A 13318-nucleotide genomic window follows, 5' to 3' on the forward strand; every position below is an offset into this window, starting at 1 on the left:
TATGGAGAAGAGAACACAAATAACCCCGACCACTGACCAAAAGCAAGACAATAGAACACAGGAACTTGTAAATGCGAGAAAGGATACCTTGTCCAAGCTCAAGAGCGAGGAAGACAAGGGATTTGAATGGTTGAACGAGTATAGCCGACAATTCTTGGCATCAGGATACCTTACCGAAGGCGTTAGCCCTGAGGAACGTATCCGTGAGATAGGGGATAGGGCAGAGGAGATTCTGCAGATTCCGGGGTATTCGGACAAATTCTACGGCTATATGTCCGAAGGGTTCTTCTCATTGGCTTCTCCAGTATGGTCCAATTTTGGTAAAAAGCGAGGGCTTCCCATCAGTTGCTTCGGCTCCCATATCGATGATGATATGGGGAACATCCTTTACACGCAATCAGAAGTGGGGATGATGTCGAAACTTGGTGGGGGAACATCCGGTTATTTTGGTAAAATCAGACATAGGGGAGCACCTGTGAAAAATAATGGACAAGCTTCGGGAGCGGTTCATATTATGCAGTTGTTCGAATCCATGGTGGATGTAGTAAGCCAAGGATCGGTTCGTCGCGGTCGTTTTTCTCCTTACTTGCCCATTGATCACAAGGACATCATGGAATTCTTGGAAATCGGTACCGAAGGGAATCCAATCCAACAATTGACCCACGGTGTAACGGTGACCAACCAATGGATGCAGGAAATGATCGAAGGGGATACGGACAAGAGAACGGTCTGGGCCAAAGTATTGCAGCGAAGGGGAGAAATGGGATACCCATATGTGTTCTTTACCGACAATGCAAACGATGGTGCTGCGGATGTTTATAAAGACAAAAACCACCGTATCCATGCCAGTAACCTGTGCACAGAGATCATGTTGCCATCCAATGATGACTGGTCGTTTGTATGTGTACTTTCCAGTATCAATTTGATGCATTACGACAAATGGAAGAAGACCGATGCCGTAGAGACCATGGTTCACTTCTTGGATGCCGTGATTACCGAGTTCATTGAAAAATTGGAGACGTACAGGGATTCTTCCGACAGGGATGACCAACAGACGTTCCTATTTATGGAAAGAGCTTACAACTTTGCCAAACAAAACCGTTCATTGGGTCTGGGTGCATTGGGGTGGCACTCTCTTTTGCAGTCCAAGAGATTGGCGTTCAACAGCCAGGAAGCTTATAACCTGAACAGCGAGATCTTCAAGGAAATCAAGGAACGCTCGTACAAAGCCTCTGAACAATTGGCAGAACGTTTTGGTGAACCAGACGTATTGAAAGGTTACGGAAGGCGAAACGCCACATTGAACGCGATTGCACCGACTACTTCTTCCGCCTTTATTTTGGGACAGGTATCTCAAGGAATTGAGCCCATCTGGTCCAATTGCTATGTGAAGGATATTGCCAAAATCAAGACCACCATCAAAAACCCATTTTTAATGGAGTTGTTGGAAGAGAAGGGTCAAAATACGCCCGAAGTCTGGAAGAGTATCCGAGATATGGATGGTTCGGTACAACATTTGGAATTTTTGACCGAAGAGGAGAAAGCGGTATTTAAAACGTATTCCGAGTTAGATCAGTTGGATATTGTTTATCAAGCGGCCAACAGACAAAACCATATTGACCAAGGGCAATCGGTAAACATCATCGTACACCCTGATATGCCTACCAAGGATATCAACAAAATCCACGTTACCGCATGGAAACTGGGCCTAAAATCCTTGTACTACCAGCACAGTATGAATGCTGCACAAAAATTCAAGCAAAAGAAGGATTGTGTGAGCTGCGAAGCATAGGAAAGCAAACAACCAATTCTAAAATAAGAGAGGCTCTGATAAATCGGGGCCTCTTTTTTGTTTTAACATATTTTTAAAGTGGGATGTTTCTTTCATCAGTTATGTGCTATTTCACAACAAAAGCATCTTGCCATACAACATAACTTATCATTTTCACCATGTTCTTGATAAGTTTGAGTACGTCTTACTTTGTAAGAATAACCTCATCAACCCAACTATGACCAAACCCCAATCCAACCCTTTCTTCAGGTGTTTTCTATTGATGGTTTCCTTTGTGTTCGCTTCGTTTCAAGTGATATACTCACAAGATTGTTTGGTTGAAGCAGGTTCGGACCGAATTCTATCGCAAGCTTCGCCTTTTTTTTTGAATGCGGACACTCCATTGGTGGGCACAGGGGAATGGACACAGTTATCAGGCCCCAATTTGGTACTTTTTGATGATGATACCGATCCCAATACAGAGGTGTCCAATGTGACCTATGGAACCTACATTTTTCAATGGACGGTTTCGGATACCTCTTGCGATGCAGCTTCGGATGTTGTTGAGATTACGATAGAGGGAATTGACCTGTCCTTGACAAAAGTGATCGATACATCCCCACCATTGGTAAGTGACAATGTGAGGTTTACCCTTACCGTTACCAATGATGGCCCCAGTGACGCCACAGGTGTGGAAGTAACCGATCTGTTGCCTTCAGGGTATAACTATGTGACGGATAATGGAGGTGGTACATATAATGAGGTAACAGGGGTATGGAATGTAGGGGCATTGGCCAATGGAAATTCTGCAAGCCTTGAGATCCTGGCCAAAGTGAATGCTTCGGGCGATTACGATAATATAGCTGAGATAACCGGACACGACCAAACGGACATTGATTCCACTCCGAACAATAATGTTCCAGGGGAAGATGATCAAGATGGGGTTTCTGTTGTTCCGGAGCCTTTGGTGGATATTTCCGTGACCAAAACGGTGGACGAACTGATTGCCGAAGTGGGAGAGGAGCTGGTCTTTACCATAACGGTCCAAAATGATGGGCCAAGTGATGCGACCAACGTAGTGGTCACCGATGTTTTGGCATCGGGATACGAATTGATCAATGGAGTCCCGTCGTCCGGGACCTATAATGTTGCCAATGGATCTTGGGTAGTGGGCGATTTGGCCAATGGAGCTTCAGAAACCTTGGAAATCGCAGTAGAGGTATTGTCCACTGGGAATTATACCAATACAGCTGAGCTGACCAATGTTTCCGAGCAGGATGCTGACTCAACACCCAACAATAACAATGAATCCGAGGATGACCAACAGAGTGTGGAACCGACCGTGATACCCGTGGCCGACCTTTTATTGCGCAAATCCGTCAATGTATTGAGTCCCTATGTGGGTCAAGAAGTGATTTTTACAATCAATGTGACCAATTTGGGTCCAAGCGAAGCTTCAGGTGTGGAAATATTGGATTTGTTGCCCGATGGTTATACCTATATTTCCCACAGTGCCACGGCAGGGATTTACAATGCTGCTTCAGGACTGTGGGTGCTCAATGGCGATATGGCCGACGCCAGCACTGAAACCCTTACCATTTTGGCCACGGTAAACAATACCGGCAATTATTTCAATGTTACCGAGGTGTTCGCTTCTGACCAATACGACCCCAACTCCATACCGAACAACAACAATATTTTTGAAAACGACCAGGACAACGCGGGAACCACGCCCATACCATCCGCTGATTTGAATTTGGACGTACATATGGACAATGAAACTCCGGATGTTGGGACCCAAGTTATTTTTACCGTCACTTTGGTCAATGAGGGACCAAGTGATGCCATTCGTGTTGAAGTTGAAAATACATTGCCCGATGGTTTCACCTATGTATCGGATGATTCGGGTGGGCTTTTCAATCCGTCGAATGGAATTTGGGATGTGGAAGTCATTGCCGTGGAATCACAGAGGGAATTGAACATTGTGGCCGAGGTAAATCCGGCAGGTGATTATACCTTTGGTACAGAGGTGGTGGATGCAACCTTTTACGATGTGGATTCCACCCCGAACAATAACATACTATCGGAAGATGACCAAGACGAACTAACTGTCATACCACGACATGTAACTGATATTTCAATATCAAAAACGGTCAATGATATGAATCCCGAAGCAGGGGATGAGGTTGTTTTTACTATCGAAGTAAACAATGACGGACCCAATGATGCTTCCGGATTGATCATTGAGGATGCGTTGGAGAATGGTTATCGATTCGTTTCCGCTACAACATCATCTGGAACCTACGACGAAATTGCGGGTTCATGGGATTTGCCAGCTGTTTCCAATGGGTCAACAGAAACTTTGGAGATCAGGGCAATAATCCTTTCGAACGGCGAGTACAAGAATACGGCCGAATTGATCGCTTTGGATACCTATGATCCTGATTCCACCCCGAACAATAATCTGGGCTCCGAGGATGATCAGGCAACCGTGATTCCAGTTCCAGATGGATTGAACGATCTTTCTTTGTCCAAAACTGTCGATAATCAAAATCCGAATGTGGGGGATGTGGTTCGTTTTGTGGTCAGTGTTACCAACAGCGGTCCTTCGGATGCCAGAAATGTAGAGGTTACCGATATGTTGCCTTCTGGGTATACTTATGAATCCCATGCTGCAACTGCAGGGAGTTATGATTCAGATACTGGACTCTGGACAATCAATAGAACAATTTTGACCCAAGACACGGAGAACTTGGAAATCTTGGCCGTGGTCAACGCACCAACCGGTACCGAAGATGAGTATTTGAACGAGGCTTTTGTTTCAGCCAGTCTGTATGCCGACCCCGATAGTGATCCATTGACAGGAATTGGTGATGATGACTTTTCCGATGGTATTGTAGATGATGACGAAGCAACTGCTTTTGTAGTCCCACAAACCACTGATATTGCTATTACAAAAGCTGTGGACAATACCATGCCCAATATAGGGGATGAGGTTGTTTTTGAGATAACTGTGATCAATCAAGGTGTGGACAATGCAACCAATATCGGTATACAAGAAGAGTTGCCTTTGGGCTATCAATTCATTAGTGCGGAGACCACCATAGGAAACTACGATACAGAAGCTTCTTTTTGGGAGATTGCATCCTTGGCTGTTTCCGAAGCGGCAACTTTAATGCTTACGGCAGAGGTTCAGGATATAGAGGATTATATGAACCGGGTCAGTTTGGCCTATGTGGATCAATGGGATACTGACGAAACCAACAATGCTGCCGAAGCTTTTGTAGCGCCTAGCTGTTTGGTGGTGTACAATGAATTTTCCCCCAACGGCGACGGTGTCAACGATTATTTTACAATTGATTGTATTTCCCGTTACCCGGGCAATACGCTACAGGTATACAACCGGTGGGGAAATATCGTGTTCCAGACCAAATCCTACAACAATGATTGGGACGGTACGCCCAATGGACGTGCCATGGTTCAACCTGAAGACCAGCTTCCGGTGGGCACCTATTATTATGTGCTGGATTTGGGAGATGGCTCGGAACCGAGAACGGACTGGTTGTATTTAAATAGATAAAAATGGGGATTACAGCATCAAAACATAGAACAAAGGGATGTAAGCTGCTCTGTTTACTGATAGTTGCCCTGTGCTCAATTTCCATTTATGCACAGCAGGACCCACAATTTACCCAGTATATGTACAATACTATGAGCGTGAATCCTGCGTACGCGGGCAACAACGGTCATTTAACGGCTTTACTGCTACATCGTTCGCAATGGGTAGGTGTCAATGGAGCTCCGAATACGCAGGTTTTGGCGGTGGATGCGCCATTGGAAAACAAACTTGGTCTAGGGGGGATTATCTCTCGTGACGCCTTGGGGCCTTCTTCTGAAATATCGTTGGACGGAAATGTTTCCTACACCATTCAAGTGGACAGTGCGAACAGCAAGCTCTCTTTTGGGATGAAGCTGGGCGGTCGAGTTTTTGATGTGGATTTCTTCAAAGGCCTTACAGAAGACGCCGATATGGCCTTTCAGGAAAATATAAAGAGCAAGTTCTTCCCAACCATTGGAGCAGGTCTGTATTATGATACTAAGAAGGGATATCTGGGCTTTGCCATACCCAACTTCCTTTCACAAAAGCATTATGATGGCCAGGAACAGGAAATCGCCACAGAGCGTCTGCACTACTATTTTATCGGAGGAAAGGTTGTGGATTTGACCCCGGATGTGAAATTGAAGCCCGCCTTCTTTGTAAAATGGGTGCCTGGCGCACCGATCATTGTTGATTTCTCAATGAACGCGCTGCTCAAGGAAACCTTTTCCTTTGGTCTGGCCTATCGTTGGGACGATTCTTTTTCCACCTTATTTGGGATGCAAATCGACCCTAATTTTAGTGCGGGCTATGCCTATGATCTGACCACGTCCAATTTAGCGGGTCACACAGGGGGCTCACATGAACTGTTCATTCGCTACGAGTTCAAATCCTCCAAAAAACAAAAGGAGGCTCCCACATTTTAAAACACACACACCATTTTCCGCGCGAAATAGTCTGTATCTTTAGCTCTGCAAACACTGCTAAAATTGATTCGCTATGGAGAGGAATGAGCTGTATCCCGTTTTTTTAAAGGTTTCCAACTTGAACGTACTGATCGTGGGTGGGGGGAACGTTGGTTTGGAGAAGTTGACGTTTTTGTTGAAATCGAGCCCTAGCGCCCAAGTACAAATGGTGGCTCCCGAGTTCTTGCCCGATACTTTGGAACTGGCAGGAAAACACCATGTGGAAATTACCAGGGATGTGTATGCCGAGAAGTATCTGGAAGGAAAGCACATGGTGGTGGCCTGTACCGATAGACCGGAGGTCAATGAACAGGTGTACCACGATTGCAGAAAGTTGAGCAAACTGGTGAATGTGGCGGACAATCCGCCGTTTTGTGATTTTTACATGGGCGGAATCGTTACAAAGGGCAATGTGAAGGTCGCCATTTCCACCAATGGAAAATCGCCTACCACTGCCAAGCGACTACGTCAGTTCTTTGAAGAGGTACTCCCCGAGAACATTGATGAGCTGGTGAACAACCTCAATGAATATCGAAACACCTTGAAAGGGGACTTTGAAGAAAAGGTTAAGGCCCTCAATGAGTTCACAAAAAGTCTGGTGAACAAGAAGGATTGATTCCTGTGATCGCGCTCCCTGGCCATAAGGTAAGCGTCAATGGACCAACACTGAATTGGCCAACGGGCCTCAAAAAGTACATAGGTAACATTTATCCGCACGCACCACAAAGATAAAAGCAAAAAAAACAGCCCTTTTTAGGCTGTTTTTCAATATTGTTGGAATGGTACTGATTATTCAACTTCTTCCACGGATGCACCGGGAGCGTTCTTTTTAACCGAGGCAATACCGTTTTCCATGGCGGATTCGCTGGAATACATTTCGCTGTTTCCAATGACCTGACCGTTGGAGGCCTTTAGGTTGAAGTAAGGGCTTCCGTCCTTCGCCTCGTTTCTTTCAAAATTCCCATCGTCCTGTGAATGTGTTTTTACAGACTCGATACCATTTTCACAAGCAGATTTGGAGGAATATCCTTGGCTGCTCAAAATTACTTGACCGTTTCCAGCTTTTAAATTAAACCTGAACTTTCCGGCTTTATCCGTTTTAATTTCAAATTTTCCCATGTTTATTCTATTTTAAGTAATAAATCTAGATATTTTCTTAAAAAATGACCAATAAAAGACACGAAAAATACCAATAAAGTAAGGTTTTAAGACATGGAAATATGAAATTGGTATGGGACCATGACACCTGTCACAAAAAAAGGAGGCAATTTGCCTCCTTTTTTACTAATGTTTCTATAGTGAGTTACACCCTAATTTGTCCATCCCCAAATACATAGTATTTGTTGGTGACCAATTGTTTTAGGCCCAAAGGCCCTCGGTGGTGCAATTTATCGGTACTGATGGCGAGTTCCGCACCAACGCCCATTTGTCCCCCATCGGTAAAGCGGGTAGATGCGTTTTGGTATACGGCCGCGCAATCCACGTTTTCCATGAATGTTTTGGCGACATCATTGTTTTCCGTCATTATGGATGCTGAGTGTCCTCCGGAGTTCTTATTGATTTTCTCCATGGCTTCCTCAATATTGTCGACAGCGCCAATGACACACTTCATGGCCAAAAATTCCTCTTGCCAAATGGATTCATCGGTAATGGTGTCTTCATTTGCCAATACTTTTTTGACCTGATCGTCCACGATAATGGAGACATTGTTGACTGTAAGCACTTGCTGCAGCTCTTTGAGCTTGGCTTCGTAACCATCAATTTGGGTGTCAATCAGGATTTTGTCCAATGCGTTACAGGCCGAAATTTTATGGGTTTTTGCGTTCAAAATCACTTTTAAACTCTTTTCCCAATCGGCCTCTTTGTGCACATAAAGGAAGTTGTTACCTCTACCGCTGATAAGTACAGCACATTTGGCGTGTTCTTTTACAAAAGCGATCAAACGTTCGCCGCCACGGGGAACGATAAGGTCCAAATCTTGGTCTGGATTCCTTAGAAATTCCTGTGTTTGGGTCCTGTCCATTTCCATGAACTGGATAAAATCTTCGGACAGGTCGTTTTCTCTCAAGGCCTGATGCCAAAACTTGACCAAGGCTTTATTGCTATGGTAGGCTTCCTTACCTCCTTTGAGCAATATTTTATTGTTGGCCTTAAATGCAAGCACGGCTGCCTCAATGGTTACATCGGGGCGAGACTCGTAAATGATCATGATAGTGCCAAAAGGTGCCGTTCTGTTGATGATCTTAAGCCCGTTGTCCAATTCCCTTGTAGAGATTTCCTTGTTGACGGGGTCATCTTGCAAGCGAACCTCTTTCACGGCCTGGATCATTTGATCCACTTTCTTTTGGTCCACTACCAAACGATCGTACAAAGCCTGATCGTCGCGGTTGAATGCGTCTAAATCTTTCTTGTTTGCTTGGAGCAATTCATCCCGATTTTCATCGAGTATACGCTCCATATCTTGTAATACTTTATTTTTTAAATCTGTTTTTAATAATTTCATTTCTGTTATTTTGAAACTTCTGTTCCTACGTTCTTTCCTTCTACAATATCCAGGATTACGTTTTCGCGCTTACCATTGACAATGTAGGATGGAATATTGTCGGCTGCGGCTTTTTGGGCATAGCTCAATTTTGAGCCCATACCTCCACGGCCTTCTCCTTCTTGCTTGTTTCCTTCTTCGATATACTTGTCCAAGTCTTCTTTCGGCTCAACTTTGTCGATTACCTTGGACTCCTCTTTTTCAGGGTGTCCATCGTAAAGTCCATCGATATCCGTCATAAGGATAAGTCTGTCGGCCTTCATCAACTGTGCCAGCAATGTGGCCAGCTCATCATTGTCCGAGAACATGGACATGGACACGGAAACGGCATCATCCTCATTGGCTATTGGAATCACTCCTTCAGAAAGGAGCCCTTCCAAACAATTGATCATATTGTCACGGTGCACACCAGGGTTGAAATCCCTTTTTGTTGGGAGTACCTGGGCACATTTCATACCGTAATCGTTGAATATATTATAATAATGCCTCATCATTCTGGGTTGCCCAATGGCGGAATATACTTGCCTCCGTTGGGTCTTATCCTTGATTTTTGCTTTTCCCAGTACCTCTTTACCGGCAATTACCGATCCAGAGGAGACCAAAATGGTCATGATGTCCCGTTCGTAAAGCTCAGCAATTTGTTGTACCAAACTATTGAGTACAGGTCGTACGATTCTGTTGTCTTTATTGGTCATCACGTTTGTACCTACTTTGATGACCACTAGTTCTTTATACATGTTTTAATATTCTTCGCCCAGTTCCACAGCTCTACCAAATGCTGCAAAGGCGGCTTCTTTGATTAATTCGTTTACATTGTTGTCCTGCATGGAATCCAGGGCGGCCCTGGTGGTTCCCCCTTTGGAGGCTACCATTTCCATCCAAGTGTCGGGATTCAGGTTGTTCTGGTTGAACAACTCCACCGCACCTGTAAAGGTCTGGCTTACCAATACCTTGGAAACGTTCTCGGAGAATCCCATTTGCAGTGCGGCCTCCATCATACTCTGCATAAAGTAGAATACGTATGCGGGACCACTTCCGGAAATTCCCGTGGATGCATCAATAAATTTCTCATTTTTTACCCTAAGCGATTTTCCTGTGGTGTCCAACAGGCCTTCCACCATAAAAAGTTCCAAACGGGAAACTTCTTCAGCGGATACGTAGCTGGTCAGCCCCTTGCCGACTTGAGCGGGCAAATTGGGCATGGCCCTTACTACCTTTTTGATCCCTAGGGATTCTTGTATAAAGTTGATGGTAACCCCGGCCATGATCGAAATGAACAATTGCTCTGGGTTCACCAATTTTTTCATGCGCTCGAAAAGTTCTTCGGCATGATAGGGTTTTACGGCCAAAAAGATGATATCTGCTTGTGGTACGCAGTCCTCAATCTTGTCAATGGCATCGAAATAGGCAATTTTACCCACTTCTTCCAATTTTTCCTTTGACTTGTCCAGCACCATAATGTTGCGTTTTTTCAACAGTTTGGATTTAGACATACCTGTGGCATAGGTAAGCCCCATGTTACCTGCGCCAATAACCAATACTTTCATTGTTTTTATTAAAGAGTTATATAATAAATTATAAAGGTGTTATGCCAATACATTACATTCCTTGCAATCTTTGATCTTACCGTTATAGGTTGCACGGTATTTGTGCAAAGTGCGAACGGGAAGCCCCATGAAATACCTTTTGATATAGGTAACACGGGTAGTAAGCTCTCCCATTTTAAGGCTATAACGTTTTTCGTACTTGGTCTCCCTTCTAATTCTTGAAAGTCTCATTTTGTTGTTGATACTTTTTGTTTTTGATATTATTGGTCTTCCTGTTCTCTTAGGAATTGCTCTTTATATTGCGCCTTTTTCAATGTTTTTCGGCGTTCTACTGATTTTTTTGTGTATTCTTGGCGGTCTCGAATTTGGTCCAAACGCTTTGTGTTCCTGTATTTTCTCTTGTAGCGTTTTAGAGCCCTTTCGATACTTTCGCCTGGCTTGACTTCAATTTTTAGCATATAATGGTTTATCTGTTCAATCTCATTTCTAAATGGGTTGCATTGAACCCTTTTTCTTCAAAAAATTTTTTGTTTGGATATTGGTTTTCATCTGTAATATGAATGGCAACGTCCCCTTTGCAATATTGGAGGGTATAGTCCAATAATTTCTTTTCGATGTCGTTCCCCCTGTGTTCCCTGTGTATCACAAAGAATACCAGGAAGTTCTCGGGAATATAGTCTCCCATACCCGTTTTGTTCACAACGGCCAGACCCAAGATCTCATCCTTGTCCTCCATGGCAAAGACATATCCTCCTAGACCGGGGATATCTTTTGTGGAGTATTGAATGGCCTTCCTAATGGCTTTCTTTGTGGCCTTCTTTCCTTCTTGGTGGTCAAAAAGAAAATTGGCGAACCTATTGGCTTCCATGGTGGAAAGTCGGGTATAGGCATCGTAGGTCTTAATTACCATGCTTTTGTTTTGAACGATAATAGTTCTGATTTTTTTGTTATTAGTTAACGGTTTCGAATCGGGCAAAATGGAAACACGGGAAAAATTCCTATGGTTTCCATGGTAATTGGATTTACTTCCCAAATGGGAAGGTAATTATAGGGTAGGCGGAATGAACTTATCTGACTGGTTTCTGAATACCAGATAGTCAAAACTTAGGATTCTATAGTTTTTTCTCTCGTGGAGCTTAACGTTCATCGGTGCAAAGTTAAGTAAAACCGCCCATAAATCCCAATAATACTGGGGTTTATGTTTTTCCTAACGTTTTTTCGGTCGTTATTATGACTTTTGAAAACGTTATAGTTGCCCTATGTTTTCCTTAAACAAAATCGTTGATCGTACTATAGGTTCACATATCCTTTCACTCCCGACCCTGATTCTTCCTTGACCGACCCGCCTTTTCCTATTTTGAAAAGGGAAACGAGCTTGGCGTTTTCGTTGTCCCAATAAAAGGCACTCCCCATATTGACACTGATCAAGGCCAAATTAGGGTCATCCTTGCCCTCGAACCAAGTCAGGAGGTTGGAATTCCACAATTCATCCTTCTTTTGGTTTGCTATGATGTGCGTAGCGTTTCCGTAAATGGAAATATAGGTGTGCTTTTGTTCGTCATTGTAAATGATTTGGACCCTGTTGTCCTTTTCAATGTCCTGAAAAAGACCGCTGTCCTTAGCCACAAAGAACCATAGGTCTCCCTGTTGGTCCATTTGCTGGAGCGTCATGGGACAAATGGAAAACGGTACGGTGTCCAGTTCACTGGCCATCATCACGGTTTTCTGCTCGTCGATCAGCGTTCGTATGTGACGGAGCCCTTCCGGGTTGTTGTTATAATTTTTATTGTTCATATCTCTTGTTTTTGTGTTATATCGATCATTCATCTAATCAACCTTAAGATAAGTTCTTGGCTTGGGTTTGTTTTGCTCATATGCTGGGATCTTTGACGGTATTGCCCGTAATGTGTTGGTTTGGAGTGGATTGAGGGTGTTCGTGGGGAAAGGAGGGATAGGGAGAGCCGCTAAAAAGGAAACCATTTGGCCAGGGAATTCAGGAAACGTTATGGTTATAGCCCCACCGAACTCCATATGCTGTAAAAATAATCCTTCTCAGAGCCTAAATAATCCCTTACAGAGCCATAAGTCTTCCTAACTTTACCATTGTAAATCAAATAGTTGGAACGATATGCGATGGAACCGAAATTTCAGGGGCCTTTTGGTAAAGACGGTAAGTCTACTGTTCACGGTACTTTTTGTTTATACAGCGGTGAGCAAACTGATGCACTTGGACATCTTTGAAATGCGGTTGGAACGGATGCCCTATATATCCCCCTATGCTTCTTTGATCTCATGGGTCGTGCCTTTTCTGGAATTGGTCATTGCTGGTCTATTGTGGTTTCGTAGATATCAAATCATAGCATTTTACGCCAGTTTTATTCTTTTGGGGGTATTCACCATCTATATCATTATAGTTCTTAGGTACAGCGAATCCATCCCCTGTTCCTGTGGCGGGGTCATATCGGCCTTGGGATGGAAGGACCATATCCTATTGAATATCTCTTTTATGTTCCTTGCCTTATTGGGAATCCTTTGGTCCAAGAAACAATATAATATGCAAACACATCAAAATACTGTGCAGTAGGGGATGCCGAAAACCTAGAAAAGAGTAGGCATTAACTTTTATACTTAGTATTATGAAATCTAATTTTTTAAAACTTGTTTTACCGGCCTTTGCCATTTTGTTGGCGGTCGGCTTGGCATTTGCCACAGAGGCTCCATCAGCTGATGCTGATAGAGTGGCCTATTACAAACCGCTCAACGAGCCTTGGCAAACTATCATGGTTGAGGAAGCCTGTTTTCAAGGGGGCAATGAAAATTGTGAATACTTGGGTTACCAGTTGTATGAATCTGATGATATCACAAGTACGCAATTAAGCAAGCCTTAGAACTTGA

The 13318-nt window shown here is 43.8% G+C and carries 14 protein-coding genes; 6 read left to right on the forward strand and 8 right to left on the reverse strand.

Going from position 1 to position 13318, the window contains the following annotated elements:
- The first annotated feature begins 1 nt into the window (after position 1).
- The 4 genes from EO132_RS06895 (at position 2) to EO132_RS06910 (ending at position 6950) form a co-directional block, all read left to right on the forward strand.
- Positions 2-1792 carry a ribonucleoside-diphosphate reductase subunit alpha gene (locus EO132_RS06895; RefSeq protein WP_127137181.1) on the forward strand — a complete coding sequence of 597 codons (1791 nt, stop codon included), beginning with the start codon at positions 2-4 and terminating at the stop codon, positions 1790-1792.
- A 217-nt stretch (positions 1793-2009) separates the two neighbouring features.
- Positions 2010-5351 (forward strand): T9SS type B sorting domain-containing protein, encoded by a 3342-nt coding sequence (locus tag EO132_RS06900; RefSeq protein WP_127137182.1) that lies wholly within the window; start codon positions 2010-2012, stop codon positions 5349-5351.
- Between the two features lie 2 nt (positions 5352-5353).
- Complete coding sequence (locus EO132_RS06905; protein ID WP_127137183.1) at positions 5354-6295, forward strand: PorP/SprF family type IX secretion system membrane protein; 942 nt, start codon at positions 5354-5356, stop codon at positions 6293-6295.
- A 73-nt stretch (positions 6296-6368) separates the two neighbouring features.
- Positions 6369-6950 carry a precorrin-2 dehydrogenase/sirohydrochlorin ferrochelatase family protein gene (locus tag EO132_RS06910; RefSeq protein WP_127137184.1) on the forward strand — a complete coding sequence of 194 codons (582 nt, stop codon included), beginning with the start codon at positions 6369-6371 and terminating at the stop codon, positions 6948-6950.
- 173 nt (positions 6951-7123) lie between these two features.
- Here EO132_RS06910 and EO132_RS06915 read toward each other — a convergent pair whose 3' ends face one another.
- From EO132_RS06915 to EO132_RS06950, 8 genes are all read right to left on the reverse strand, one after another.
- Entirely contained in the window at positions 7124-7453 is a 330-nt protein-coding gene (locus EO132_RS06915; RefSeq protein WP_127137185.1) for a YegP family protein, read from the reverse strand.
- 184 nt (positions 7454-7637) lie between these two features.
- Entirely contained in the window at positions 7638-8837 is a 1200-nt protein-coding gene (locus EO132_RS06920; protein ID WP_127137186.1) for a glutamate-5-semialdehyde dehydrogenase, read from the reverse strand.
- A gap of 5 nt (positions 8838-8842) precedes the next feature.
- The gene (proB, locus tag EO132_RS06925) at positions 8843-9613 is read right to left on the reverse strand and encodes a glutamate 5-kinase (protein ID WP_127137187.1); all 771 of its coding nucleotides are present in this window, start codon (positions 9611-9613) and stop codon (positions 8843-8845) included.
- Positions 9614-9616: 3 nt separating this feature from the next.
- Positions 9617-10423: a pyrroline-5-carboxylate reductase gene (gene proC, locus EO132_RS06930; RefSeq protein WP_127137188.1), complete on the reverse strand. Its 807-nt coding sequence runs from the start codon at positions 10421-10423 to the stop codon at positions 9617-9619.
- 39 nt (positions 10424-10462) lie between these two features.
- Positions 10463-10654 carry a hypothetical protein gene (locus EO132_RS06935; RefSeq protein WP_127137189.1) on the reverse strand — a complete coding sequence of 64 codons (192 nt, stop codon included), beginning with the start codon at positions 10652-10654 and terminating at the stop codon, positions 10463-10465.
- Positions 10655-10683: 29 nt separating this feature from the next.
- Positions 10684-10881, reverse strand: a complete 198-nt coding sequence (gene rpsU / locus EO132_RS06940; RefSeq protein ID WP_127137190.1) for a 30S ribosomal protein S21 — start codon at positions 10879-10881, stop codon at positions 10684-10686.
- Positions 10882-10889: 8 nt separating this feature from the next.
- Complete coding sequence (locus EO132_RS06945; RefSeq protein ID WP_127137191.1) at positions 10890-11333, reverse strand: GNAT family N-acetyltransferase; 444 nt, start codon at positions 11331-11333, stop codon at positions 10890-10892.
- Between the two features lie 380 nt (positions 11334-11713).
- Positions 11714-12217, reverse strand: a complete 504-nt coding sequence (locus EO132_RS06950; RefSeq protein ID WP_127137192.1) for a pyridoxamine 5'-phosphate oxidase family protein — start codon at positions 12215-12217, stop codon at positions 11714-11716.
- A gap of 334 nt (positions 12218-12551) precedes the next feature.
- Between EO132_RS06950 and EO132_RS06955 the strand changes: the two genes are divergently transcribed.
- Positions 12552-13007, forward strand: a complete 456-nt coding sequence (locus EO132_RS06955) for a MauE/DoxX family redox-associated membrane protein (protein ID WP_127137193.1) — start codon at positions 12552-12554, stop codon at positions 13005-13007.
- Between the two features lie 52 nt (positions 13008-13059).
- A complete protein-coding gene (locus EO132_RS06960; protein WP_127137033.1) occupies positions 13060-13311 on the forward strand; it encodes a DUF6520 family protein in 252 nt (83 codons plus the stop codon).
- Positions 13312-13318 lie beyond the last annotated feature (7 nt).

Source organism: Flagellimonas oceanensis (assembly GCF_003992595.1).
Classification (GTDB): Bacteria; Bacteroidota; Bacteroidia; order Flavobacteriales; family Flavobacteriaceae; genus Flagellimonas; species Flagellimonas oceanensis.

What these genes read in the sequence shown, in the direction of transcription:
- EO132_RS06900 (WP_127137182.1), top strand. Translation starts at nt 2,010, where the DNA reads ATGACCAAACCCCAATCCAACCCTTTCTTCAGGTGTTTTCTATTGATG.
- EO132_RS06895 (WP_127137181.1), top strand. Translation starts at nt 2, where the DNA reads ATGGAGAAGAGAACACAAATAACCCCGACCACTGACCAAAAGCAAGAC.
- proB (WP_127137187.1), bottom strand. Translation starts at nt 9,613, where the DNA reads ATGTATAAAGAACTAGTGGTCATCAAAGTAGGTACAAACGTGATGACC.
- EO132_RS06935 (WP_127137189.1), bottom strand. Translation starts at nt 10,654, where the DNA reads ATGAGACTTTCAAGAATTAGAAGGGAGACCAAGTACGAAAAACGTTAT.
- proC (WP_127137188.1), bottom strand. Translation starts at nt 10,423, where the DNA reads ATGAAAGTATTGGTTATTGGCGCAGGTAACATGGGGCTTACCTATGCC.
- EO132_RS06955 (WP_127137193.1), top strand. Translation starts at nt 12,552, where the DNA reads ATGCGATGGAACCGAAATTTCAGGGGCCTTTTGGTAAAGACGGTAAGT.
- EO132_RS06950 (WP_127137192.1), bottom strand. Translation starts at nt 12,217, where the DNA reads ATGAACAATAAAAATTATAACAACAACCCGGAAGGGCTCCGTCACATA.
- EO132_RS06920 (WP_127137186.1), bottom strand. Translation starts at nt 8,837, where the DNA reads ATGAAATTATTAAAAACAGATTTAAAAAATAAAGTATTACAAGATATG.
- EO132_RS06915 (WP_127137185.1), bottom strand. Translation starts at nt 7,453, where the DNA reads ATGGGAAAATTTGAAATTAAAACGGATAAAGCCGGAAAGTTCAGGTTT.
- EO132_RS06905 (WP_127137183.1), top strand. Translation starts at nt 5,354, where the DNA reads ATGGGGATTACAGCATCAAAACATAGAACAAAGGGATGTAAGCTGCTC.
- rpsU (WP_127137190.1), bottom strand. Translation starts at nt 10,881, where the DNA reads ATGCTAAAAATTGAAGTCAAGCCAGGCGAAAGTATCGAAAGGGCTCTA.
- EO132_RS06910 (WP_127137184.1), top strand. Translation starts at nt 6,369, where the DNA reads ATGGAGAGGAATGAGCTGTATCCCGTTTTTTTAAAGGTTTCCAACTTG.
- EO132_RS06960 (WP_127137033.1), top strand. Translation starts at nt 13,060, where the DNA reads ATGAAATCTAATTTTTTAAAACTTGTTTTACCGGCCTTTGCCATTTTG.
- EO132_RS06945 (WP_127137191.1), bottom strand. Translation starts at nt 11,333, where the DNA reads ATGGTAATTAAGACCTACGATGCCTATACCCGACTTTCCACCATGGAA.